General features: G+C 57.0%; 20 protein-coding genes. 15 read left to right on the top strand and 5 right to left on the bottom strand.

Annotated elements, in window-relative coordinates:
• The first annotated feature begins 66 nt into the window (after nt 1-66).
• Both GC087_RS20940 and GC087_RS20935 read left to right on the top strand, forming a co-directional pair.
• On the top strand, nt 67-942 hold the full coding sequence (locus GC087_RS20940; protein WP_039339041.1) for a glucosamine kinase nucleotide-binding domain-containing protein: 876 nt from the start codon (nt 67-69) through the stop codon (nt 940-942).
• Nucleotides 939-2,057: an ROK family transcriptional regulator gene (locus GC087_RS20935; protein ID WP_033739033.1), complete on the top strand. Its 1,119-nt coding sequence runs from the start codon at nt 939-941 to the stop codon at nt 2,055-2,057. The genes GC087_RS20940 and GC087_RS20935 overlap by 4 nt, the downstream gene beginning before the upstream one ends.
• A gap of 89 nt (nt 2,058-2,146) precedes the next feature.
• Here GC087_RS20935 and GC087_RS20930 read toward each other — a convergent pair whose 3' ends face one another.
• Complete coding sequence (locus GC087_RS20930) at nt 2,147-3,238, bottom strand: ABC transporter ATP-binding protein (RefSeq protein WP_033739035.1); 1,092 nt, start codon at nt 3,236-3,238, stop codon at nt 2,147-2,149.
• Between the two features lie 13 nt (nt 3,239-3,251).
• On the bottom strand, nt 3,252-3,851 hold the full coding sequence (locus GC087_RS20925) for a GNAT family N-acetyltransferase (RefSeq protein ID WP_058702346.1): 600 nt from the start codon (nt 3,849-3,851) through the stop codon (nt 3,252-3,254).
• A 202-nt stretch (nt 3,852-4,053) separates the two neighbouring features.
• On the opposite strand from GC087_RS20925, the gene GC087_RS20920 reads away from it, so the two are divergent.
• The 5 genes from GC087_RS20920 (at nt 4,054) to GC087_RS20900 (ending at nt 8,828) form a co-directional block, all read left to right on the top strand.
• The gene (locus GC087_RS20920; protein ID WP_152607470.1) at nt 4,054-4,281 is read left to right on the top strand and encodes a hypothetical protein; all 228 of its coding nucleotides are present in this window, start codon (nt 4,054-4,056) and stop codon (nt 4,279-4,281) included.
• Nucleotides 4,282-4,377: 96 nt separating this feature from the next.
• The gene (locus tag GC087_RS20915) at nt 4,378-5,709 is read left to right on the top strand and encodes an ABC transporter substrate-binding protein (RefSeq protein WP_324030668.1); all 1,332 of its coding nucleotides are present in this window, start codon (nt 4,378-4,380) and stop codon (nt 5,707-5,709) included.
• Between the two features lie 63 nt (nt 5,710-5,772).
• Nucleotides 5,773-6,645 carry a carbohydrate ABC transporter permease gene (locus tag GC087_RS20910; RefSeq protein WP_033739042.1) on the top strand — a complete coding sequence of 291 codons (873 nt, stop codon included), beginning with the start codon at nt 5,773-5,775 and terminating at the stop codon, nt 6,643-6,645.
• On the top strand, nt 6,645-7,460 hold the full coding sequence (locus GC087_RS20905; protein WP_039339038.1) for a carbohydrate ABC transporter permease: 816 nt from the start codon (nt 6,645-6,647) through the stop codon (nt 7,458-7,460). Before GC087_RS20910 ends, GC087_RS20905 begins: the two co-directional genes overlap by 1 nt.
• Before the next feature lie 36 nt (nt 7,461-7,496).
• Nucleotides 7,497-8,828: a glycoside hydrolase family 28 protein gene (locus tag GC087_RS20900; RefSeq protein WP_033739046.1), complete on the top strand. Its 1,332-nt coding sequence runs from the start codon at nt 7,497-7,499 to the stop codon at nt 8,826-8,828.
• 1 nt (nt 8,829) lies between these two features.
• On the opposite strand, the gene GC087_RS20895 is transcribed toward GC087_RS20900, so the two are convergent.
• Nucleotides 8,830-9,900, bottom strand: a complete 1,071-nt coding sequence (locus tag GC087_RS20895) for a tartrate dehydrogenase (protein ID WP_058702348.1) — start codon at nt 9,898-9,900, stop codon at nt 8,830-8,832.
• A 136-nt stretch (nt 9,901-10,036) separates the two neighbouring features.
• Here GC087_RS20895 and GC087_RS20890 point away from each other — a divergent pair, with 136 nt between their 5' ends.
• Nucleotides 10,037-10,969 (top strand): LysR family transcriptional regulator, encoded by a 933-nt coding sequence (locus tag GC087_RS20890; RefSeq protein WP_054634645.1) that lies wholly within the window; start codon nt 10,037-10,039, stop codon nt 10,967-10,969.
• A 156-nt stretch (nt 10,970-11,125) separates the two neighbouring features.
• Nucleotides 11,126-12,562 (top strand): methyl-accepting chemotaxis protein, encoded by a 1,437-nt coding sequence (locus GC087_RS20885; RefSeq protein ID WP_324029227.1) that lies wholly within the window; start codon nt 11,126-11,128, stop codon nt 12,560-12,562.
• 136 nt (nt 12,563-12,698) lie between these two features.
• Here GC087_RS20885 and GC087_RS20880 read toward each other — a convergent pair whose 3' ends face one another.
• Nucleotides 12,699-12,992, bottom strand: a complete 294-nt coding sequence (locus GC087_RS20880) for a DUF1330 domain-containing protein (protein ID WP_006121667.1) — start codon at nt 12,990-12,992, stop codon at nt 12,699-12,701.
• An 11-nt stretch (nt 12,993-13,003) separates the two neighbouring features.
• Nucleotides 13,004-13,867, bottom strand: coding sequence for a glutathione-dependent disulfide-bond oxidoreductase (yghU, locus tag GC087_RS20875; protein ID WP_006121666.1), 864 nt, complete (start codon nt 13,865-13,867; stop codon nt 13,004-13,006).
• Between the two features lie 227 nt (nt 13,868-14,094).
• Here yghU and GC087_RS20870 point away from each other — a divergent pair, with 227 nt between their 5' ends.
• The 6 genes from GC087_RS20870 to GC087_RS20845 all read left to right on the top strand — a co-directional run bounded on the left by GC087_RS20870 (nt 14,095) and on the right by GC087_RS20845 (nt 24,415).
• Nucleotides 14,095-15,012 (top strand): fructokinase, encoded by a 918-nt coding sequence (locus tag GC087_RS20870; RefSeq protein WP_058702349.1) that lies wholly within the window; start codon nt 14,095-14,097, stop codon nt 15,010-15,012.
• A gap of 399 nt (nt 15,013-15,411) precedes the next feature.
• Complete coding sequence (locus GC087_RS20865; protein ID WP_324029225.1) at nt 15,412-18,498, top strand: beta-galactosidase; 3,087 nt, start codon at nt 15,412-15,414, stop codon at nt 18,496-18,498.
• A gap of 50 nt (nt 18,499-18,548) precedes the next feature.
• Nucleotides 18,549-19,793, top strand: coding sequence for an MFS transporter (locus GC087_RS20860; protein WP_054688393.1), 1,245 nt, complete (start codon nt 18,549-18,551; stop codon nt 19,791-19,793).
• 237 nt (nt 19,794-20,030) lie between these two features.
• On the top strand, nt 20,031-21,569 hold the full coding sequence (locus tag GC087_RS20855; protein WP_058702351.1) for a carbohydrate porin: 1,539 nt from the start codon (nt 20,031-20,033) through the stop codon (nt 21,567-21,569).
• Nucleotides 21,570-21,635: 66 nt separating this feature from the next.
• On the top strand, nt 21,636-23,006 hold the full coding sequence (locus tag GC087_RS20850; protein ID WP_033739068.1) for a sucrose-specific PTS transporter subunit IIBC: 1,371 nt from the start codon (nt 21,636-21,638) through the stop codon (nt 23,004-23,006).
• Nucleotides 23,006-24,415, top strand: coding sequence for a sucrose-6-phosphate hydrolase (locus GC087_RS20845; protein WP_033739254.1), 1,410 nt, complete (start codon nt 23,006-23,008; stop codon nt 24,413-24,415). The genes GC087_RS20850 and GC087_RS20845 overlap by 1 nt, the downstream gene beginning before the upstream one ends.
• Nucleotides 24,416-24,436 lie beyond the last annotated feature (21 nt).

Raw genomic sequence — 24,436 nt, 5'->3', positions numbered from 1 at the left:
TTAAGTTTTTTTCACCTATCGTTCGCAGATTACAGAATCGAGATGAGTTAAGGCGGGAGGAAGCGCGTGCAATCACACTATCTCCTTGGTATTGATGGCGGCGGCACCCAGTGTCGCGCACGGTTAACCGACAGCGAGGGCACGCTCCTGGCCCAGGCTGTGGGCGGTCCCGCTAACGTCTGGTCCCAGTTCGATGCCGCACTGAACAGCGTTGAACAGTTAATCGCGGCGGTGCTGTCTCAGGCCGGCCTGGCCCCCGAGGCGCTGTCTCACACGTCGCTGGTAGCCGGTTTAGCAGGGGCCAATGTGGCCTCCGTTCAGGCACGTCTGGCACAATGGCAGCCCGACTGCGCGGCCCTGCAGGTCGTCAGTGATGTGGAAATCGCCTGCGCCGGTGCGCATGCGGCGGCACCGGGCGCGGTCTTTATTACCGGCACCGGGAGCCAGGGCGCGGCATGGGATGGCGAACGCTTTACGCTGCTGGGCGGCTGGGGATTTGCGCTTTCCGACCAGGGATCGGGCGCTGAGCTTGGTCGACGGGCACTGCGACTGGCGCTGCTGGCGCATGAAGCCATTGTTGAACGTACCGCATTGACGCACAGCCTGATGGCGCGTTTTGATCACAGCCCGGAATCCATGCTGCTGTGGACGCGCGATGCCATGCCGGCCGACTGGGCGCGCGTGGTGCCCGAGGTTTTCGCCGCGGCACATGCAGACGATCCTCATGCGACCGTCTTACTGCGGCAAACCGCTCACGATATTGGTTTGATGGTGAATCGTCTTTCCGCCATCAGTCAGGGGCAGGTTGCGTTAATGGGCGGGCTGGCAACCCCGATTTTGCCCTGGCTGGCAAGCGATGTGCAGGCTCGCCTGGTCGCTGCGCAATACGATGCGCTGGACGGCGCATTAATGATGGCACGATCAAATCTGAGGACTTTATGATCGCTCCCAACGTCACCGCGCGCATTCTGCGACTGATTGTGGAACATGCGCCCATCAGTCAGTCTGACCTGAAGGTTCGCAGTGGACTCAGTATGTCGACCGTGTCTCAGGCGACCAACCGCCTGCTCGCCCAGGGCATTGTGCAGGAGCTTGGCCTGCGGCGGGTCTCAATGGGGCGGCCTAAAACGCTGCTGGGGCTGAATCCCGATCGCGCCAGCGTCATCGGAATCCAGCTGAATGCCGAACGTAACCTGATCGTCATGACGGATCTCAGCGGCAATTTGCTGGGGGAACAGCAGATGCCTGCGGGCGCGATCACGCCGCGTCAGTTAGGCGACGCACTGGCCAGGTTTTTACGCGGTGTTGAAGAAAAACACGTCGGTGCGATTGGCCTGGCCCTGTCCGGTTTAGTCGATGCCGAAAACGGCTACTGCATCCGGTCTAAAGTTCTCGACTGGGAAAATGTCCCCATTGCGCAGCTACTGGAAACGCGCTTTTCTCTGCCGGTCTTTATCGAAAACGATGCCAACGCGATGGCGATGGCAACGATGGTCTTTGGGCAACTGGGTCATGCACAGTCTGCCGTTATCGCCACGTACGGCAAAGGCATCGGTGCGGGCATCATTCTCAACCGGCGACTGTACCGTGGACGGCACGGCAAAGCGGGCGAAATTGGCAATGGCCTGGTCGGTGATGGCTCGATGCGCCTGCTGGAGGATGTGGCCTCGTCCCGCGCCATTCTGCAACGTGTGGCGCAGGATGAGGAGGGCGGTCCGTTAACGCTGCAGGCGCTTGATCAGCGTCCGACGGCCGATGTGCTGGCGGCGCTGGAAGAGGCCGGTCGTGAGCTGGGAATTTCACTGGCAAACCTGTCGGTCGCCTACGATCCGGATATCGTTTATCTGGCTATGGAGCCGCATATGGCCTCGCGTATTCTTTTAGACCATATCACCCAAAGCTTTCAGGCCTATCGTCTGAAGCTTACGCCTCATATGACACCGCTGCAGTTTCTGACCGAATCCAACCGGATGTGGGCCCTGGGCGCGGCGGGTTTCGCCGTGAACATGCTGCTCGACCTGCTGGCTGCACAGGCAGACGAAGAACCGGTGACCTGACGAGGGGCACGCAGGCCGCTGGTACGATGATGCGGTCTGCACTGGTGAAGCTGGAAAAGTCATCTGACGGCGCCGGGGCGCCATCCGGTTTAGCGCAGACGCTGCCCCTGCTCATCAAACAGCAGGCAGTGATCGGTCGACAGTCCCAGCCTGACCGCCGTCCCCAACTCACGTGGCTGAGCCTCACGTTCTTCTACCACCAACATCTGTTCAATGCCCACATCCAGATAAAGGTAGCTGGTATGGCCCAGCATTTCGGCAAAGGACAGCGTTCCGCTAAATTGCTGTGCAGATGGTGTGGCGGCAGCGGGCTGAATATGTTCAGGGCGAATGCCCAGCGTTACGCGCTGACCTTCATGGCAGGGCGCCTCAATCTTCAGTACCAGCTGCGTGATGGCCAGATCAGGGACGGTTAACTGCACTTCGCCCTGACGCGTCGCCGTAATCTCAGCCCGCAGGAAATTCATCTTCGGTGAGCCAATAAATCCGGCCACAAACAGGTTGTCGGGATCGCTGTACAGGCTCAGCGGCGCGCCCACCTGCTCAATCTTGCCTTTACGCAGCACGACGATGCGATCGGCCAGCGTCATTGCCTCAGACTGATCGTGAGTAACATAGATCATGGTATTGCCCAGTGAGGCATGCAGACGGGCGATTTCAATGCGCATCTGCAGACGCAGTTCGGCATCTAGGTTGGACAGCGGCTCATCAAACAGGAAAATGCGGGGATGACGAATGATGGCCCGGCCAATGGCGACGCGCTGGCGCTGACCACCGGACAGTGCGCGCGGCAGGCGGTCTAACAGTTCTGTCAGGTGTAAGCGCGCGGCGGTCTGTTCAATGGCCTGGGCAATCTCCGCTTTTGATTTCTTCATTACCTCTAACGGATACGCCAGATTGCCGCGCACGGTCATATTGGGATAGAGCGCGTAAGACTGAAAGACCATGGCAATGCCGCGTTCGGTGGCAGGCTGGCGGGTCATGTCTTTGTCGTCGATGAGCAGCTTTCCGTCAGTAATCTCTTCCAGTCCGGCGATCATGCGTAGCAGGGTGGATTTGCCACAGCCGGAAGGCCCGACAAACACAACAAACTCGCCGCTGTTTATGGTGAGATCGACCCCGTGAATCACCCCGATGTTGTCATAGGACTTCTTAACGTTCTGTAAGCGCAGGCTGGTCATAAGCTTCCCCTGATCAAAGTAACTGGCCCATATAGATGGCGTTGCTGCGCAGGATATGGCTGAATCCCAGGCGTTGATAAAACGCGCAAACCTGCTCATTTTGCAGGCTGACGCCAAGATGGACACCGCGCACACCCGCGTTGCGCAGGGCTGCCAGTTCATGTTCGATCATCCTGCGTCCCCAGCCGCCCGCCTGAACGGGCGGCAGAAGATTGATATGCAGATGGGCAGGCCACTGCGTCACCAGCGCCTGTGCGGCAGGCTCAGGCTGACGGATACTGTCAAGAATCTTGCTGTCGTAAGGGGCGACAGGTGTGCGATCGCGGTATTTCTCCTGCAGCCGGGGCCACCAGTCGCGTGCAAGCTGCGCTTCAAAGGCGACGGTATCCGGTGTGGCAACGACATATCCCATCACCTTACCCTCAACCTCCAGCACAAAGGCAAAATCCGGGGCAAAGCGTGCATAGGGCACGGCAAAGCGCTGCCCGGGATACTCAGGGTCGGAATAGCAGTGACTGGCATCTTTTCCAGCATTGGCCGTTTCCAGACAAATACGGTAGAGCGCGGGATAATCCGACGCGGTCGCCGGACGAATGACACCTTGATTCACCATCGTCATTTCTCACAGGTCAGTCATTGAACAATCTCACGTTAATGAAAGCTGACTTAGTTTTCAAGATGGAATAATTACCGTGCTGTCAGTGGGCTTCCCGTTATGCCCGCGCTCTGCCTGACCAGACCAGTCTCCGTGCGCCCTTGTGGCGTGCTACCGCAGGGCCTGCGCGGATTACCCGTTTAAATTAAAAGTTAAAAATGTGAGCGTCATAGGATTTTCATATTTTTTATCAGCAGGTTATTACGTCATTTTGGCGGTGGATTATTGTGCTGCTGCGGAAAAGATCAGCATGAATATTACGCTGCATTTCTTTTTATCACCCCGCGCTTATTCGGATAAGCGGGCTGCCAGGTTGATTTTTTGCGCAGGCTCACAACCTGGCAATTCCGCCGGCCCGGTGTTTGACTTTATTTTTTTATTAAAGTAACTATGGATGAGAAGGTGAGTTATGCGGCTTCAGTCTGCGGGAGTGCAGACCGTGTGAAGAAAGGATGCCCGTCCTCTATTGGAGAAAGTGAGCATGATGTCTGATTCCTCAGTTCGTTCGTTCCGTTTTCGCACGTCGGTTCGTAGCCTCCTGGCGGCGGGCTTGCTGATGGGCAGCGTTGCGCATGCCGACAGCAAAGTCACGCTGAATGAGTGGGATATCTATACGTATCCTCAGCAAACGGCGGCAGTCGATGAAGGCATTAAAGAATTCACTCAACAAAACCCCGGCATCGTCATTAATCGCTCCGTGCACTCTTTCGAAGATACCCGAATTCCACTGAAGCTGGCGTTAACCGCAGGTGAAGGGCCGCAGATCGCACAGGTGAACCAGGGCGGCGGCGATATGGGATCGCTGGTAAAAGACAAACTGCTGCTGCCGCTGGACAGCTATGCGGCCGAGTACGGCTGGACCAAACGCTTCCCGGACTCCATTCTGAAGCGTAACCGCTGGTCTGACAGTGGTCAGTTTGGCAGCGGTAAGCTGTACGGTGTTGCCAGCCTCGGTGAAATGGTCGGCCTGTATTACAACAAAGCGCTACTGGATAAAGCCGGTATTGCGGTGCCGAAAACCCTGAGCGAGCTGGAAGCCGCCATGGCAAAACTGAAGCAGCAGGGCACGCCGCCAATGATGTTAGGTCTGCTGGACGGCAATATGGGTCAGCAACTGCTCAGCACCTTGTGGGAAGCGCAGATTGAAAGTCACGATCGTAAAGCGCTGGATGACCTGATTTATGACGTGGGCGGCACGTTCAAAGATGAAAAGCTGATTAAGGCCGCCACGATGATGAAAGGCTGGGCCGATAAAGGTTACCTGTTCCCTGGCTATCAGGGCATTGGCCACGATGATGCCGCCACGCTGTTCCAGAACGGTCAGGCGGCTTTTCTGGTCAGCGGCACCTGGTATCTGGGCCAGTTTAAAGACAATAAAGATATTCACTTTGCCGCGATGCCGGCGGGTGAGGGTGTGAAGCAGCCGTTGATGGTCGGCGGGACTGACCTGGCCTTCTCGATGACCAGCATGGCAAAAACCAAAGCGCAGCAGGATGCCTCAGCCAAATTTATCAACTATATGGTGTCAGACAGCATGGCAAACCGCTGGCTGAGTGTGGGCTTCCTGCCCGCCAGCACCAGTAAAGACGCAAAAATCCCGGCCGACAATCCGCTCTTAGGCGAGGCCTATCAGGTCTGGCTGACGCTCAATGCCTATGACGGACTGGGTCACTATGTGGACTGGGCCACCCCGACGATGAACGCCGAACTCAATCAAAACGTACAGCTGCTGCTGGCGGGACGACTCACGGCGAATCAGACGGTCACTAACTTCGATAACAACTATCAGCGTTATATAAAAACCCTGAAACACTAAGCCGGGTGCCCGGCAGCATATCTGCCGGGCCTGAATGTCGATCTCACTACGACGAGTACGGTTATGTTGAATCAAAGCAGTTGGCGCAATTTTCTCTATCTTCTTCCAGCCGTGCTGGTTTATGGACTGTTTCTGTTATTGCCGCTGCTGGCGTCACTGGGAATCAGTTTTACCGAATGGGATGGCATATCCATGCCGGTTTTTGCCGGCGTCGCTAACTACCTGCGCATGTTCAGCGATCCGGTGTTCTGGATTGCGCTGGGCAACAACGCCATCCTGATGCTGTTTTATACGCTGCTGCCGATCAGCGTCGGACTCCTGCTATGCAGCTTTTTGTATGAAACCCGCAACAATACCGAGCGCAGCGTGCTGCGGATTCTGTTCTTCCTGCCCTATATCATGCCGATGGCGGTGCTGGGCGTGGTCTGGCGCTGGCTTTATAACCCGGCATTTGGCCCGATCGATCAGTTCCTGCGTGCTGTCGGTTTACCGCAGCTGGCAATGTCGTGGCTGGGGGATTTTACCTGGGCACTGCCTGCCGTGGGCATGGTGGCCACCTGGTACTTCTTTGGCTTCTGTCTGGTGCTGTTTATGGCGGGCCTGCAGCGTATGGACCCGTCCCTGCTGGAAGCGGCCGATCTGGATGGCTCGTCGCGGCGGCGTAAGTTTATGCGCATCACGCTGCCGGGCCTGCGCCCGGAGTTGCGTATCGCGCTGCTCCTGACAGTGATTGCCAGCTTAAAAGCCTTTGATCTGGTTTATGTGATGACCCAGGGCGGGCCGGGCACTTCCACGATGGTCACCAATATCTTTATGTATAAGCAGGGTTTTGATCTGCACTACTTCGGCTATGCCTCATCGGTCGCCGTATTCAGCATGGTGATTGTGCTAGGGATTAACTACCTGATTCATCTGGCCCTGAAGGAGCGTTACTGATGAAAAGCACTCCGGTTATTTCTCGTGCGCTCATCTGGGTCGTGGCGTTGCTGACCATCATGCCGTTTCTGATGGCGTTTATGACCTCATTTAAGACTCAGACAGAGCTGTTTCAGGGCGTGTTTACGCTGCCCGCGTCTCTGAATATCAAAAATTACGTGACCGCCTGGCAACAGGGGCATTTTAACGTTTACTTTATGAACTCCGTGCTGGTCGTGATTCCGGTGGTGCTGTGCAGTATTTTGCTGGGTATTCTGGCCGGATTTGGCTTTGCCATGCTGAAAATTCCCGGTAAAAAGCTGGTGGCGGCGATGCTGGCGCTGGGCATGGTATTACCAAGTGAAGCCTTTATCATTCCGCTGTATCACGAACTGCACTGGATGGGATTAACCAATACCACTCTGGCCCTGATCCTGCCGCAGATTGCGCTCTCGTTGCCCTTTACGACGCTGATGATTGCCAGCGCCTTCCAGCAGGTTCCGAAAGAGCTGGTTGAAGCGGCCGTGATGGATGGTGCGTCGCGCGTCAAAATCCTGTGGGGCATTTTAGTCCCGGCTATCTGGCCGACGATCTCCACGCTGGCCTTGCTGCTATTTATCTGGACGTGGAACGAATTTCTTATCCCGTTAATTCTGGTGAATAAAGACGAACTGCGTACCCTGCCGATTGGCATGATGTTTTTTCAGAATAAAAACACCATCGATATCCCGGTACTGATGGCAGGGGCGATGATCGTCATTATGCCGCTCATTCTGGTGTTCCTGTTCTTCCAGCGCAAATTCATCAGTGGCGTGACCGAAGGCGCGGTGAAATAACCCCACCAGGTCACACTTCACGACGGAGGCCGAAAAATGGATCTTTCTCTTGCTGATTTTCATCCGGCAGCGGACGGTGAAACGCCGGACACGCAGGCACTGCAACGCGCGATCGATCAGATTGCTGAAGCGGGCGGCGGTCGGCTGACGTTGCCACCGGGGCGTTATCGCAGTGGCAGCCTGAATCTGCCTTCCAATTTTGAGCTGCATCTGGCCGCCGGGGCGGTGCTGATTGCCAGCCGGCACCTGGCAGATTATCAGCAATGGAAGACGCTGAGCAGTGCTGAGAAATCGCATAACGTCCTGCTGTATGCGTTGGGGCAGCGCAATCTGACGATCAGTGGCAAAGGCCGTATAGAAGGCGACGCCGAAGCCTGGTTTGCGGCAGAGGCCGACGAACAGGGCTATCGCATGCCCAGGGCAGACAGACCGCGCATGATCGTCTTTGAGGACTGCGAGCAGGTGACGCTCAAGGACTTTACCCTGTTCCAGGCCCCAATGTGGACGGTGCACCTTGTCAGCTGCCGCCATGTACACATTGACCATCTGACCATTGATAACGCCATGACGCTGCCCAACACGGACGCGCTGGATATCGACAGCTGCGAGGCCGTGTTGATTAGCAACAGCTATTTCAGCGCCGCTGACGATGCGATTTGCATTAAAACGACCTTGAAGCCTGGCAGCCTGCGCCGTCCGGCCCGGCGCATCGCGATCAGCAACTGCCTGCTGCGCAGCGACAGCTGCGCGATTAAAATCGGCACGGAAACCTGGGATGACGTCGAAGATATTACCGTGACCGGCTGCAGCCTATTTGATTCCAACCGCGGCATTGGCATTGTCTCGCGGGACGGCGGTGCGATACGGCGCGTCCTGTTCAGTCACATCACCTTTCACTGTCACCATGTTGCCGCCTGCCACTGGGGCAAAGCCGATCCCCTGTTTATTTCTGTGCGCACGCGCGATCCGCAGGTGCCACCAGGGATCGTTGAACAGGTTCAGTTCAGCCATCTCAGCGGTGTGGCAGAAGGGGCGATCAACCTGCATGCGGCGCAGCCGGGTTGGATCCGCGACATCGTCATCAGCCAGCTACAGCTGCGTCAGACAGTCGCGCAGGGCGTACAGGGTCAGTTCGATGTTCGGCCGCCCTGTAATCCGGACTCACCGACCGGGATGGGGCTGGACAACGCGTACCGGGTCGATGTGACCACGGGCGAGGCGTACGGCGTGGAGCGCTATCCGGGCGGGCTGCCGGGCCTGTTCGCGCGCGGCGTTGAACATTTGCACCTGCATCACCTGGCGATTCAGCGGCCTGAGCCACTGCCGCCAGGCTGGCATCCGGACAGCGTAGTGCTGCTGGCGGAGTAACTTACAGCGCCGCTGCGATAGCGTCGCCCAGTTGCTGTGTATTGGCGCTGCCGCCCAGGTCGCGGGTTAAGTGCTCGCCTGCGGCCAGCGTGCGTTCGATGGCATCCAGCACGGCATCTCCTGCCGCCTTGTAGCCCAGATGCTCCAGCATCATCGCACCACACCAAATCTGACCAATCGGGTTCGCGATGTTTTTACCGGCGATATCGGGCGCGGAACCGTGTACCGGTTCAAACAGGCTGGGGAAGTTGCCTTCCGGGTTAATATTGGCGGACGGCGCGATGCCGATGGTGCCGGTACAGGCAGGGCCCAGATCTGACAAAATGTCGCCGAACAGATTGCTGGCCACCACGACATCAAACCAGTCGGGATGCAGAACAAAATTCGCGGTCAGAATATCAATATGATACTTGTCGACCTTAACGTCAGGATAATGCGCCTGCATTGCCTGAACGCGGTTGTCCCAGTAAGGCATGGTGATGGCGATGCCGTTTGATTTGGTGGCAGAGGTCAGGTGTTTTTTAGGCCGACGCTGCGCTAGGTCAAAGGCAAACTTCAGGATGCGGTCAACGCCCACCCGGGTCATCACGGTTTCCTGAATGACCACTTCTCGTTCTGTGCCGGGGAACATCGTGCCGCCGACGCTGGAGTACTCACCTTCCGTGTTTTCGCGCACGACGTAAAAGTCGATATCACCGGGATGCCGGTTGGCTAACGGCGCTTTCACGCCGGGCATCAGGCGGACCGGACGCAGGTTAACATACTGATCGAACTCACGACGGAACTGCAGTAACGACCCCCACAGAGAAACGTGATCCGGCACGATATCGGGCCAGCCGACCGCGCCAAAATAGATTGCATCAAAGGTTTTCAGCTCAGCAAACCAGTTATCAGGCAGCATTTTGCCATGCTGTTGCCAGTATTCCGCGCTGGCATAATCGAACCACGTCCACTGCAGCGGAATATTAAATTTCTCTGCTGCGGCATTCATCACGCGAATACCTTCTGGCATCACTTCCTTACCAATGCCGTCGCCGGGAATCACGGCGATACGATGAATTTTCTCTGTCACAGGGTACCTCTGAGGTTGATGTTGTAGGGGCCCGTCAGTGGGTGAAGGCTGTCGATATGCAGCTTGATTAATGATCGGGCATCGGCGCAGTATAACTCTCCACCTGAGGTAAATAATTAGCCTGGAAGTTAATCCCATGTTGAATCAAAGTAGAGAATCACGCACCTCCAGTGATGACTTAGTGTTCTTTCTGCGCGTCGCTTCTCTGGACAGCTTAACGGCGGCGGCGCGCGAGCTGGGATTATCGCTGGCGGCCGTCAGCAAACGATTAAGCCAGCTGGAGCAGCGGCTGGGCGTACAGTTACTGCGCCGCACCACGCGCAGGCTGGAGCTGACGCCGGAAGGGCGGCGCTATCTGGACGGTGCACGTCCGCTGCTGGAGCAACTGGCGGCACTGGAAGAGGCGGTCAGTGGTGAAACGACGCAGTTACGCGGCACGCTGAACATCAACGCCTCCTTCGGCTTTGGCCGTCGCCATATTGCACCCTGCGTGTCAGCTTTTGCCGCCCGCCATCCTCATCTGGCCCTCTCCCTGCAGCTCAGCAGCCAGCCGCTGAATTTTCTTGATGCGCATGTGGATATTGATATTCGCGTAGGCGAGCCGCCGGATTCGCGGCTGATCGCCCGTAAGCTGGTCCAGAATCCGCGTGTGCTGTGCTGCTCGCCAGGCTATGCGGCGAAGCACGGCCTGCCAGACAGTATCCGTGCGCTGGCGCAACATAACTGCATTTTACTCAGGCAACATGACAGCGACTTCGCTCTGTGGCGCTTAGTCAGCGGCGCTGAGAGCCTGAGCCAGAAGGTGCGCGGTAATCTGGTGACCAACGACGGGGAAGTGGCGATGCGCATGGCGCTGGATGGTCATGGTATTTTGCTGCGCTCATGGTGGGACGCAAAACACAGCATTGCGGCGGGGGAATTGCTGCATGTTCTGCCTGCCTGGCATGCGCCCGATGGCGATATTTTTGCCGTCTGGCAGGCGCAGCGGCAGCCGCCAGCACGCATCTCGGCGTTTGTGACTTTTCTGCAGGAAAATTTGCAGATGGATGCATCGTTAACGAATCTGTGAGGTTTTGAAAAATCGCCCTCAGTTATGCATTACCCGCCATAAAGTATTTACGGAACGCGTCGATACCAATCTTATGTGTCTGCGCCCGTTGCGCCGACCAACTCTGGGCACGCCTCAGGTCTGAGGCGCGGTGCAACCTCTGGTGGATGCGTACCTATGAATACAGATTTAACCCGCGTCGGGGAGGGGGTTTCCCCTCAGCGTATTGCGAAGCAGGCCGACAGGCTGATTGTTATGCTGTGCTGGGCCCTGGTAGTGATTTCCGCTATCGTCGGCAGTCTGTATCAGTCAACGTGGCTGGCCATAACCGTGGGTACCGCGCTGGCGCTGGTCGCCACGCTGGTGGGATGGCTGGCAAACGGAACGCTGTTTTCCCGACTCTGGCTGGCCTTCACGCTGATTGGGTTTGCGGGGCTGCTGATTCAGTTGGGCCGGGGCGAAACCGAGTTTCACTTTTCGGTGTTTGTTTTACTGTCGGTCTTGCTGGTTTACCGCGACAGCCGACCGCTTCTGATGGCAGCCGCGACGGGCGCGGTGCATCACCTGGTATTCAACTATCTGCAGGAGCACGATCGGTTTGGCATCGTGGTCTTTCACCATCCAGGTCTGGAGATGGTGCTGTTTCATTCACTGTTTGTGGTGGCGCAAACCGCGATGCTGGTGCTTATTGCCCGGCAGATGGCTGTGGATTTGCGCGCCTCCAGCGAAGTGGCGCAACTGGCTGCCCGCATTAACCGCGAGCCTGGTTGCCTGACGCTGTTTGCGGACAGTCATCAGAGCGAAACGCCCTTTGCCCGCACCTTTAGTCAGACGCTGGGGACGATGCGCGGTACGTTAAATCAGGTCAGCCACGGCGTTGCGGAACTGCTGCAGGAATCAGACAGTATGCTGTCTCGTAATGCCGCGCTGTCACAGCGCACTGACGAGCAGGCGCAGGCGCTGGATGTTGCGACCAGTGCAATGTCACAAATCAGCGTGGCGGCAAGTCTTGCGCGGGACAAAGCGCAAACGGCCTGCGATCTGGCCCGGGAAACCCGCCAGGTCGCCAGTAAAGGCCAGGAGAATATTCAGCAGGCCATGCACTCAATGGCCCAGATTAATGTCGAGTCGGGGCGGGTAAAAACCATTCTTGAACTGATTGACGGCATTGCCTTCCAGACCAACATCCTGTCGCTGAACGCCTCGGTGGAAGCCGCACGAGCCGGTCAGGAAGGACGCGGATTCGCAGTCGTTGCCAGTGAGGTGCGTACCCTGGCGTTACGCTGTGAGAATGCGGCACGGGAAATCCGGCAACTGATGGATGCCTCCAGCTCCAGCGCCGGTCAGGGCACCGTTCAGGTTGACCAGGCCGCGCAAACCATGCAGGCCATTCACGTAAGTATCGACAGCCTGTCACAGCTGGTAAGTGAACTCTCTGAGATGAGTGTCCAGCAGAATCAGAGCATTGCGCAGATTCAGCAAAGTATTAGCAGTATCGATCACAGCGTGCAGCATAACGTCAAACATGTGACCGAAACGCTTCAGGTTGCGCAGCAGCAACGGCAGCAGGCAGGCGCGTTGCAGCAGGCGATTTCGCTGTTTCGTTTTAGCTGATTAAAGACAGGGGAACCATCCCGGGATGAGGTTCACAAGGGCAGGGGTTACGTTGGCTGGCTAAGTGGGCAGCCGCCGGCCTGCGGGTCCGTCAGGATGACGTCGTGATCCGCAGGACGACAGCGGCCCCTGGCCGTTAGCTGTCCACGCCTTTCACTAACAGTACACGGTAGTTGGCGCCTTTCAGGCGATGCTGTTTCGCCGCCTGATATTCCGGACTGTCATACCAGGCATGCGCCGCCTCAGTCGTCGGGAACTCAATAATCACAACGCCTTCGGCTTCAGGCCCTTCCAGCGTTTCCAGTTCGCCATAGAACGCCAGCGGTTTGATGGGATGGTCACCCCGTGCTTTGCCCGCTTTTTCCGCGTAGGCAGCCATTTCATCCTGATTCAGGGTGTTATCACGAATAAATACGACATATGCACTCACTGTCTTTCTCCTCAGGCCTGCTTGTCTTGGGTTTGGGTATCAAAGTCCGATGCATCATGGCGTTCACGCAGCTGGTCGGCGGGATCGCCCATCACGCGGTTAACTTTGCGACCACGCATCACAGCCGGACGTTGGGCGATCTCTTTGGCCCAGCGCACCACATTTTTATAGGACTGAAGATCCAGGAATTCGGCCGCGTTGTACTGGTTGTACAGCACCATGCTGCCGTACCACGGCCAGGTGGCGATATCAGCTATGGTGTAGTCATCACCGGCCAGATAGCGGTTATTGGCCAACTGACGATCCAGAACGTCAAACTGACGTTTGGCTTCCAGTGAGAAGCGGTTAATGGCGTACTCAATTTTCTCTGGCGCGTAGTGATAGAAGTGACCAAAACCGCCGCCCAGATAAGGCGCAGAGCCTTGCAGCCAGAACAGCCAGTTCAGCGTCTCGGTGCGCTTCGCAATGTCTTTTGGCAGAAAATAACCGTATTTCTCTGCCAGATAGAGCAGGATATTACCGGATTCAAACACCCGAATCGGCGGCGTGGCAGAGTGGTCACTCAGGGCCGGGATTTTGGAATTCGGGTTGATATCAACAAAGCCGCTGGTGAACTGGTCGCCTTCGCCAATGTTAATCAGCCAGGCATCGTACTCCGCATCATTTACGTTCAGCGCCAGCAGCTCCTCCAGCAGAATGGTGACTTTCTGGCCGTTTGGCGTACCAAGGGAGTAAAGCTGCAAAGGATGTTTACCGACCGGCAGGGCTTTTTCATGCGTTGGGCCTGCGGTTGGGCGATTTGTTTTGGCGCCGTTACCTTTGGCTTCCGGGTCCCACTTCCAGACTTTAGCGGGCTGATAGTGTTGTTCAGACATGATGAGGTTCGCCTTTTTGTGTTTGGAGTGTCACGAGTGTAGCAGTTGCCAGCACGCCGGTTTAACCCTGGTGGCGGTGACTTTGTATCGCTTTACTACAATGCTTAAGGCAATTGACCGTCAGCCCTGTGTCTGTTTTCTCTGCCTAAATCACATTGATGACGGCTGAGCATTGCTATGCTAAAACGGTTTAGTAAAATTTAGCTATAGCTGAGCAGGAGATAACGATGACAGCGCGAGTCTGGTGTCTGGGTGACGCCGTGGTGGACCTGCTTCCGGACGGACCGGGGCATTTAATTCAGTGTGCAGGCGGCGCGCCCGCCAATGTGGCCGTCGGCATTGCCCGCTTGCAGGGCAAGAGCGGATTTATCGGCCGGGTCGGGGACGATCCCTTTGGCCATTTTATGCAGCAAACGCTGGCCAGTGAGCAGGTTGAGACGGCGTATATGACGCTGGACAGCGCGCATCGCACGTCAACGGTCGTGGTCGCGCTCGACCATGAGGGCGAACGCTCTTTTACCTTCATGGTCCGGCCCAGCGCAGACCTGTTTCTTGAACAAGGCGATCTGCCGCCGTTTCAGCCGGGCGAGTGGCTTCACTGCTGTTCCATTGCGCTGGCCGCCGAACCGTCCCGTTCCACGACCTTTACGGCGATGCAGCGGATAAGCGAAGCCGGGGGATATGTCAGCTTTGATCCCAACATTCGTCACGACCTGTGGCGCGATGACGCGCAGTTACGTGACTGTGTGAACCGCGCGCTGCAACAGGCAGATGTGGTCAAGCTGTCGGAGGAAGAGCTGGCCTTTCTGACCGAAGAGGCGCAGGGCGGTGACAGCCTGCAGATGCTGGCAGAACGCTATGCGATCAGTCTGCTGATGGTTACCCAGGGCAAAGCCGGCGTAAAAGTCTGGCACCAGGGCCAGCATTATCACTATCCCACGTTACCCGTGGTGAGCGTGGACACCACCGGTGCCGGTGACGCTTTTGTCGCGGGGTTATTGTGGGGACTGGCAGAAAAAGGCCTGCCCACCAATGAAACGGAGCTGGCGGCATGCCTAACCAGCGCTCAGCAATGTGGCGCGCTGGCGACGACCGCCAAAGGCGCGATGACGGCGCTGCCCTATCGTCATCAGATTGCGGGCTAATGCCCACTGTCGCCGCGCTCAGGCCCGCCCGGCGGGCAGCAGAACCCATACGGGGCAGGTGACCGTTGGCGGAACGCCCAGATGCGCGCGTTCCGTCACCCTGGCGACCACGACGGATTACGCACCCGAACCTGCCCCCTTCTCCTGCCGTATCATTTCACCGCGTTGCGCTGGCCTTATCAGTTTCCCGGCTGATTTCACTGACCTGTGACGGCTTCGACGTTGCCTGACCGCGCCCGCTTTGTCCTGCTTCGCCAGGCCCCCGACGCTACGTTATGCCCGAATGCGCTTTGCTGTGAGGCAGTTCACTCATTCGCCTTTCCCTGCTTTACAAGCGCTGACCTGGCTCGTAATGTCATTTTTATGTGAGCGGATAACAATTTTACGCAGGAGAGTAACATGGCCCTGGAGAGAGATTCACTGGCTGCCGTACTGGCCCGGCGCGACTGGGAAAACCCTGGCATCAGCGAACGTAACCGGCTTGAAGCCCATCCCCCTTTTTGCAGCTGGCGCAGTGCAGAAGCTGCGCGTGAGAAGCACCAGTCAGCGCACGTCCAGTGTCTGAATGGCGAGTGGCAATTTGCTTATTTCACCGCGCCCGAGGCCGTACCGGAGAGCTGGCGGACGCAGGATCTGGCCGAAGCCGCGCCGATAGCCGTGCCGTCGGTATGGCAGATGCAGGGTTATGATGTTCCCATCTATACCAATGTCACCTATCCCATCCCGGTAAATCCCCCCTTCGTTCCCGCTGAAAACCCCACAGGATGTTATTCGCTCACATTTAATGTGGATGCCGGGTGGCTGGTGTCAGGACAAACCCGAGTGGTATTCGACGGTGTGAATTCAGCGTTTAATGTGTGGTGCAACGGCCGCTGGGTTGGCTATGGTCAGGACAGTCGTCTGCCCTCGGAGTATGATCTGACGGAGTACCTGGTCAGGGGTGAAAACCGCCTTGCCGTCATGGTGTTACGCTGGAGCGATGGCAGCTACCTGGAAGATCAGGACATGTGGCGCATGAGCGGCATTTTCCGCGATGTCACCCTGCTGCACAAACCGGCCACCCATATCCGCGATCTGCGTATCCGCACACATTTCAATGACGATTTCAGCCGTGCCCGGCTGGACGCCGAGGTGCGCGTCGCCGGCAAGCTGGATGACGACTTACAGGTGAGCATACAGCTCTTTGCAGGCACTGAATTGGTGGGGGAAGCGACATCGCCACTGGGCAGTGCGATCGTTGACGAGCGCGGCGCCTGGAACGATCGGACAACGCTGTCCCTCCGCGTGAACAATCCTGCGCTCTGGAGCGCGGAAACGCCGCATCTCTATCGGGCGGTGGTGCAGTTGCACCGGGCGGACGGCACGCTGATTGAAGCGGAAGCCTGCGATGTGGGATTCCGCCACGTCAGTATTGAGAACGGCCTGTTGTTACTCAATGGCCAGCCACTGCTTATCCGCGGCACCAACCGTCATGAGCACCATCCTGTCCACGGCCAGGTGATGGATCGCGATACGATGGTGCAGGACATTCTGCTGATGAAGCAGAATAACTTTAATGCCGTGCGCTGCTCCCATTATCCCAATCATCCTCTGTGGTACAGCCTGTGTGATTATTACGGGCTGTATGTGGTGGATGAAGCCAATATCGAAACCCACGGCATGGTGCCGATGAATCGCCTGAGTGACGATCCGGCCTGGCTGCCCGCGATGAGCCAGCGCGTTACGCGCATGGTGCAGCGTGACCGCAATCACCCCTGCATTATTATATGGTCTCTGGGCAATGAATCAGGCCATGGGGCCAACCATGATGCGCTCTATCGCTGGCTGAAAAGCGAAGATCCGTCCCGTCCGGTGCAGTATGAGGGCGGCGGCGCCAACACGGCGGCCACTGACATTATTTGCCCGATGTATGCGCGCGTCGATCAGGACCAGCCGTTCCCGGCGGTGCCAAAATGGTCGATTAAGAAATGGCTGTCGATGCCGGGCGAGCAGCGGCCGCTGATTCTGTGTGAATACGCCCATGCGATGGGCAACAGCCTGGGCGGCTATGCGAAGTACTGGCAGGCCTTCCGTCAGTATCCCCGCCTGCAGGGCGGTTTTGTCTGGGACTGGGTCGATCAGTCTTTAATTCGGTACGATGAGAACGGCGAAGCCTGGTCCGCTTATGGCGGTGACTTTGGCGATACGCCCAACGACCGTCAGTTCTGCATGAACGGGCTGGTTTTTGCCGACCGGACGCCGCATCCGTCGCTGTATGAAGCGCGCCACGCACAGCAGTTCTTCCAGTTCAGCCTGCTGCCCGGCAGTGAGCGCACGCTGGAGGTCACCAGCGAATACCTGTTCCGCCATAGTGACAATGAAATTCTGCACTGGTCCGTGGCCCAGGACGGTAATCTGCTGGCGACAGGTGAGGTCACGCTCGACATCGCACCGCAGGGCCGTCAGCGCATCACACTGCCCGCCATGCCACTGCCAGAATCCGCAGGGCAACTGTGGTTAACGGTGCGCGTAGAGCAGCCGCAACCTACCGCCTGGTCCGAAGCCGGACACATCAGTGCCTGGCAGCAGTGGCCGCTGGAGACGATTCTTGATATCGCGCCTGCGCCTGTGGCCGCCAGCGCCCCCGCGCTTGAGCGCAGCGAAGACCGCTTTAGCGTGATGGTGAATAATCAGCGCTGGGCGTTCAGTCGGGAGCAGGGCGTCCTGACGCAGTACTGGATTGATGAAAAAGCACAATTACTGTCGCCGCTGACGGACCAGTTCACCCGCGCGCCACTGGATAACGATATCGGTGTCAGCGAGGCCACCCGTATCGATCCCAACGCCTGGGTTGAGCGCTGGAAAGCGGCGGGGCATTACCAGACGGACGTTATCACCCTGCAGTGCAGCGCGGAAACGCTCACCGATGCCGTACTGATTACCACCGCGCATGCCTGGCAGTTCCAGGGCAAGACCCTGTTTATCAGCCGCAAAACATACCGTATCGATGGCTTTGGTGAGATGCAGGTGACGGTCAATGTTGAGGTCGCCCGCGATACGCCGTATCCGGCCCGCATCGGGATGTGTTGCCAGTTAGCGGAGGTGGCTGATCGGGTGAACTGGTTAGGTCTGGGTCCCCATGAAAATTACCCGGATCGCCTGACCGCGGCCTGTTTTGATCGCTGGGATTTATCGCTGGACGACATGTACACGCCGTATGTCTTCCCCACCGAGAACGGCCTGCGCTGTGGCACGCGTGAACTGCGGTACGGTGTCCATCAGTGGCGCGGTGATTTTCAGTTCAACATCAGCCGCTACAGCCAGAAACAGCTGATGGATACCAGCCACCGTCACCTTTTGCAGCCTGAAGCAGGCACCTGGCTCAACATTGATGGCTTCCATATGGGCGTCGGCGGCGATGACTCCTGGAGTCCGTCGGTTTCCCCTGAATTCCTGCTTAGTGCCGGACGTTATGGCTACCAGTTTACCTGGGGGCAACAAAAGTAACTTAGCGGGCAGGCTCCGGCCTGCCTGACTCTCGCATAAGGAAGTCCGCTATGTACTATTTAAAAAATACTAACTTTTGGTTGTTTGGCCTTTTCTTCTTCTTTTACTTTTTCATCATGGGTGCCTATTTCCCGTTCTTCCCCATCTGGCTGCATGATATTAATCACATCAGCAAAGGGGACACCGGCATTATCTTCGCCAGTATTTCGTTGTTTTCTTTACTGTTCCAGCCGCTGTTTGGGCTGCTTTCCGACAAACTCGGGCTGCGCAAACACCTGTTATGGGTGATCACCGGCATGCTGGTGATGTTCGCCCCTTTCTTTATTTATGTATTTGGCCCGCTCCTGCAGGTGAATATTCTGGCGGGTTCGGTTGTGGGCGGTATTTATCTGGGCTTTATCTACAATGCGGGGGCACCTGCAATTGAAGCTTATATTGAGAAAGTCAGTCGCCGCAGCCATTTTGAATTTGGCCGGGCCCGTATGTTTGGCTGCGTTGGCTGGGCACTGTGCGCCTCTATCGTCGGCATCATGTTCACCATTAATAACCAGTTTGTTTTCTGGTTAGGCTCTGGCTGTGCCGTGATCCTGGCGCTGCTGCTGTTCTTTTCACGCACCAGCAATTCCTCATCTGCCACGGTGGCGCAGGCCGTGGGGGCGAACCAGTCCGCGTTCAGTTTGAAGCTGGCACTGGAGCTGTTTAAGCAACCCAAACTGTGGTTTTTGTCGCTATATGTTGTGGGCGTTTCCTGTACGTACGATGTATTTGATCAGCAGTTTGCCAACTTCTTTACCTCGTTTTTTACGTCGGGTGAGCAGGGCACGCGCGTCTTTGGTTACGTCACCACGCTGGGCGAATTGCTGAACGCCTGCATCATGTTTTTTGCGCCGCTCATCGTTAACCGTATCGGCGGCAAAAATGCCTTGTTGCTGGCGGGCATGATCATGTCTGTGCGCATTATGGGCTCCTCTTTTGCCACCACGGCGGTGGAGGTGGTGATCCTGAAAACATTACATATGTTTGAGATCCCTTTCCTGATCGTCGGCTGTTTTAAATACATCACCAGCCAGTTTGAGGTGCGCTTCTCCGCCACGATTTATCTGGTGTGCTTCTGCTTCTTTAAGCAGTTAGCAATGATTTTTATGTCGGTACTGGCGGGCAATATGTATGAAAGCATTGGCTTCCAGGGCGCGTATCTGGTGCTGGGCTGTATTGCACTGGCCTTCACGCTGCTTTCCGTCTTCACGCTCAGCGGGCCAGGGCCGCTGACAGCGTTACGTCGGCAGCCTGTCTGACGCACAATTATCCCCTTAACACTGGGCAGGAGACTGCCCATTGCTTTGTCCGCGCCCCCGCTTTTTGCCGCTTCCTTTCCCACCATATCGTGTCGTTTTGCGAACTGACTCACAATCATAAAAACGGTTTAGCAAATTGCTTTGCCTGGAAATACGGCGATCAATATTATCCAAAACCTAAACCGGTTTAGCAAAATGACAACACCACGACCTGGACCTTTCTGGAATGGCAAAACGATGAGAAAAAAGAGACTTGCTGCAACCGTTGGATTGTTGCTCTGCGCAGGCCCGGCTCTGGCTGCGGAACCGAGTATGAGCAGTATCGAAGCCCGGCTGGCCGCACTGGAAAAGCGCCTGCAGGCGGCTGAGCAGCGTGCTGACGCCGCCGAACGTCGCGCAAACACCGCAGAAAAACAGGCCGCTTCAGCGGAAAAACAGGCCCAGCAGCTTGCCAGCGCACAACAGCAAACCCAGGCCACTGCCACCCAGGTGGAACAGCGTACGGCGAAGCTGGAACAGAAGGCGAGTGATGACGGGGGCTTTGAATTTCACGGCTATGCGCGTTCTGGCTTATTAATGAACAGCTCGGCGGCCAAAACGCAGGGCGGCCCGACCGTGACGCCGGCAGGGGAAACCGGTGGGCATGTCGGGCGCTTAGGCAACGAACCGGATACCTATGTCGAACTGAATCTGGAACATAAGCAAACGCTGGAAAACGGGGCGACCACCCGCTTTAAAGCCATGCTGGCCGACGGTCAGCGGACCTATAACGACTGGACGGCCGCCAGTAGCGATCTCAACCTGCGGCAGGCGTTTGTGGAACTCGGTCAACTGCCCACCTTTACGGGCGCGTTCAAAGACACCACCGTCTGGGCGGGGAAACGCTTTGACCGCGACAATTTCGATATTCACTGGATCGACTCCGACGTCGTGTTCCTCGCCGGGACCGGTGCCGGTATTTACGACATGAAGTGGAGCGATCAGGCTCACAGCAACCTGTCGCTCTACGGGCGCACCTTTGGTGATATCGAAAACAACGATAACACCGCACAGAACTACATTCTGACAGCCAACAACTATTACGGCCCGTTCCAGCTGATGCTCAGCGGTATGCGCGCCAAAGACAATGACGATCGGCTGGACGTGAATGGCCTGAAAGTGAAAGGCGATGCTGCGAATACCGGTCTGCATGCCCTGGTGGGGCTGCACAACGACAGCTTTTATGGTCTGCGTGAAGGAACGGCGAAAACCGCGCTCTTGTATGGTCACGGCTTAGGTGCAGAGGTCAAAGCCATTGGGTCCGACGGCGCATTGCTGCCGGATGCGGATACCTGGCGTCTGGCCAGCTACGGGATCACCCCACTGGGCGGCGGCTGGCATATCGCTCCGGCGGTACTGGCGCAGAGCAGTAAAGATCGTTACGTCAAAGGCGACAGCTATCAGTGGGCGACCGCCAACATGCGCCTGATTCAGGGGCTGACGGAGAATTTCGAAATGCAGTACGAAGCCACCTATCAATATATGGATCTGCGTCCGGAAGGCTTCAATCAGCGTAGCGCAGTGAGTGGTAACTTCTACAAACTGACCGTTGCGCCTACGTTGAAAGCCAGCAACGTAGGGGAATTCCTGAAACGTCCGGAAATTCGCCTTTTCGCCACCTGGATGGACTGGGATCACCGACTGGACAACTATGCGCGCGGCGATGCGTTTGGCAGCAGCGGCTTTGAAGCCGGCGGTGAATGGAACTTCGGCGTACAAATGGAAACCTGGTTCTGACCGGGCGGCCCTGTAGGGCCGTTTCAACCGGGTTGACAACATTACACGACAACACAGAGGTTTTTTATGGATTTTGTACAAATCTCCCGCGCATTACTGCCGCTGCTGGGAGGCAAAGAAAATATTGCCAGCGCAGCCCATTGCGCAACCCGGCTCCGGCTGGTGCTGGTCGAGGATGCCAAAGCGGATACCGCCGCGATCGGTAAAATCGACGGTGTGAAGGGCTGTTTCCGCAACGCGGGCCAGCTGCAGGTCATTTTTGGGACTGGCGTGGTCAACAAAGTCTATGCGGCGTTTGTGGCGGAAGCGGGCATCAGCGAGTCCAGTAAATCGGAAGCGGCCGACATTGCGGCCCGTAAGCTCAATCCCTTCCAGCGTATCGCCCGGTTGCTGTCGAATATTTTTGTCCCAATTATTCCGGCGATCGTTGCCTCCGGCCTGCTGATGGGCCTGCTGGGCATGGTCAAAACCTATGGCTGGGTTAACCCGGAAAACGCCCTGTATATCATGCTGGATATGTGCAGTTCGGCGGCGTTTATCATTCTGCCGATTCTGATTGGCTTTACGGCGGCCCGTGAGTTTGGTGGCAACCCGTTCTTAGGCGCTACGCTGGGCGGTATTCTGACGCATCCTGCGCTGACTAATGCCTGGGGCGTGGCGGCCGGTTTCCATACCATGAACTTCTTTGGTATCGAAGTGGCGATGATTGGCTACCAGGGCACGGTCTTTCCGGTCCTGCTGGCCGTGTGGTTTATGAGTCTGCTGGAAAAACAGCTGCGCCGCATCATCCCGGATGCTCTCGATCTGATCCTGACGCCCTTCCTGACAGTGATCATCTCTGGCTTTGTGGCACTGCTCATCATTGGCCCGGCCGGGCGCGCATTGGGGGATGGTATCTCCTTTGTGCTCAGCACCCTGATTGCCCATGCAGGCTGGCTGGCCGGATTGCTGTTTGGCGGGCTGTATTCCGTTATCGTGATTACTGGTGTGCATCACAGTTTCCACGCGATTGAAGCTGGCTTGCTGGGTAACCCGTCTATCGGCGTCAATTTCCTGTTGCCGATATGGGCGATGGCTAACGTGGCACAGGGCGGCGCATGTCTGGCCGTGTGGTTCAAAACGCAGGATGCCAAAATCAAGGCGATTACTTTACCCTCTGCGTTTTCTGCCTTGCTGGGCATTACCGAAGCGGCCATCTTTGGTATTAACCTGCGCTTCATGAAGCCCTTCATCGCCGGCCTGATCGGGGGAGCCATCGGCGGTGCCTGGGTGGTGTCGATGAAAGTGTATATGACGGCGGTGGGCCTGACGGGCTTACCCGGTATGGCGATCGTTCAGGCCAGTTCGCTGCTGAATTATATTATTGGTATGGTTATCGCCTTTAGCGTCGCCTTTGTGATCGCCTTCCTGCTGAAATACAAAACGGACTCTGAATGATGGCTAACAACACTCTGCTGCCCGCCATGCTGAAGGCGGTAATGAAAGGCCAGCCTAAAGCACGCGAGGACAGCCACTATCCGGGCTGGCACCTGGCACCGGTCACCGGGCTGCTTAACGATCCCAATGGGTTTATCCATTTCGACGGGCACTATCACCTGTTCTACCAGTGGAACGCCCTGGGCTGTGAGCATAAGCATAAATGCTGGGGCCACTGGCGCTCTGCGGATTTGCTGCACTGGTCGCATGAACCTGTCGCCTTGCTGCCAGACGAAGAGTACGACCGGAGCGGCTGCTATTCAGGCAGCGCGGTAGACGATAATGGCACCTTAACCCTGTGTTATACCGGCAACGTTAAGTTTGCCGACGGCTCCCGTACCGCCTGGCAGTGCCTGGCGGTGCAGAACCCTGACGGGGGATTCGATAAGCTGGGGCCGGTGCTTCCCCTGCCGGCGGGCTACACCGGCCATGTTCGTGATCCGAAAGTCTGGCGTCATGGCGCACACTGGTACATGGTGCTGGGCGCGCAGGACAAGCAGCTCAAGGGCAAAGTCCTGCTACTGCGCGGAAGCGATCTGCGCCACTGGGAAAACCTCGGCGAAATTGCCGGTAGCGGTTTGGGTGGACTGGGCGAAGCCGGTTATATGTGGGAATGCCCGGACATGTTCACCCTGGGAGAATCGACGTTTTTGATCTGCTGTCCTCAGGGCATTGAACGGGAAGAGAAACGCTTTCTGAACAGCCATCCCTGCGCCTGTCTCAGCGGCACGCTGGATTATGAAAACGCCCGCTATACGCACGGGGGGTTCACTGAGCTGGATGCGGGGTTTGAATTCTATGCGCCGCAGACCACGCTGACCGAGGATGGCCGTCGGCTGCTGGTGGGCTGGATGGGCGTCCCGGACGGAGAGGAGATGCATCAGCCTACCGTGAAATTCGGCTGGATTCATCAAATGACCTGTATTCGGGAACTGAGCGCGCGCGACGGTAAACTGTACCAGCAACCGGTGGCGGAACTGCAGGCGTTGCGCGGCGAGACGCAGCGCTATCACGGCAACGCCAGTCAGGCTCCGTTACTCGCTGCACAACGGCTTGAGCTGATGCTGGAATCAGGCGGCGGGATCACGCTGGATTTCGCCGGTTCACTGCTGCTGACCTGGCATGCGGATGCATTGTGCCTGGCGCGCCGCAGTCTGGAAACCGGCGAATGGCTTTACCGCCACTGGAACGGGCGGGCGCACAAACTGCATATTTTGTGTGACCACTCCAGCGTAGAGATTTTTATCAATGACGGAGAAGGCGTGATGAGTAGCCGTTACTTTCCCACGCATCCGGCGGAGTTACGCCTGCGCGGTAGCGCAGAAGTCACGGCCTGCTACTGGTCGTTACGATCCTGCATGGTAGAATAAGCCCTTGTTTCCTTAACCGAA

The sequence above is a fragment of the Pantoea sp. JZ2 genome, assembly GCF_035191405.1.
In the GTDB taxonomy this organism is placed as follows: Bacteria; Pseudomonadota; Gammaproteobacteria; order Enterobacterales; family Enterobacteriaceae; genus Pantoea; species Pantoea stewartii.
Note: the sequence above shows the minus strand (reverse complement) of the source record. Positions and strands in the feature narration are given on the sequence as shown.

Coding starts and splice junctions, on each gene's coding strand:
- GC087_RS20935 (WP_033739033.1), top strand. CDS start 939: ATGATCGCTCCCAACGTCACCGCGCGCATTCTGCGACTGATTGTGGAA.
- GC087_RS20930 (WP_033739035.1), bottom strand. CDS start 3,238: ATGACCAGCCTGCGCTTACAGAACGTTAAGAAGTCCTATGACAACATC.
- GC087_RS20925 (WP_058702346.1), bottom strand. CDS start 3,851: ATGGTGAATCAAGGTGTCATTCGTCCGGCGACCGCGTCGGATTATCCC.
- GC087_RS20915 (WP_324030668.1), top strand. CDS start 4,378: ATGTCTGATTCCTCAGTTCGTTCGTTCCGTTTTCGCACGTCGGTTCGT.
- GC087_RS20910 (WP_033739042.1), top strand. CDS start 5,773: ATGTTGAATCAAAGCAGTTGGCGCAATTTTCTCTATCTTCTTCCAGCC.
- GC087_RS20905 (WP_039339038.1), top strand. CDS start 6,645: ATGAAAAGCACTCCGGTTATTTCTCGTGCGCTCATCTGGGTCGTGGCG.
- GC087_RS20900 (WP_033739046.1), top strand. CDS start 7,497: ATGGATCTTTCTCTTGCTGATTTTCATCCGGCAGCGGACGGTGAAACG.
- GC087_RS20890 (WP_054634645.1), top strand. CDS start 10,037: ATGTTGAATCAAAGTAGAGAATCACGCACCTCCAGTGATGACTTAGTG.
- GC087_RS20885 (WP_324029227.1), top strand. CDS start 11,126: ATGAATACAGATTTAACCCGCGTCGGGGAGGGGGTTTCCCCTCAGCGT.
- yghU (WP_006121666.1), bottom strand. CDS start 13,867: ATGTCTGAACAACACTATCAGCCCGCTAAAGTCTGGAAGTGGGACCCG.
- GC087_RS20870 (WP_058702349.1), top strand. CDS start 14,095: ATGACAGCGCGAGTCTGGTGTCTGGGTGACGCCGTGGTGGACCTGCTT.
- GC087_RS20865 (WP_324029225.1), top strand. CDS start 15,412: ATGGCCCTGGAGAGAGATTCACTGGCTGCCGTACTGGCCCGGCGCGAC.
- GC087_RS20860 (WP_054688393.1), top strand. CDS start 18,549: ATGTACTATTTAAAAAATACTAACTTTTGGTTGTTTGGCCTTTTCTTC.
- GC087_RS20855 (WP_058702351.1), top strand. CDS start 20,031: ATGAGAAAAAAGAGACTTGCTGCAACCGTTGGATTGTTGCTCTGCGCA.
- GC087_RS20850 (WP_033739068.1), top strand. CDS start 21,636: ATGGATTTTGTACAAATCTCCCGCGCATTACTGCCGCTGCTGGGAGGC.
- GC087_RS20845 (WP_033739254.1), top strand. CDS start 23,006: ATGGCTAACAACACTCTGCTGCCCGCCATGCTGAAGGCGGTAATGAAA.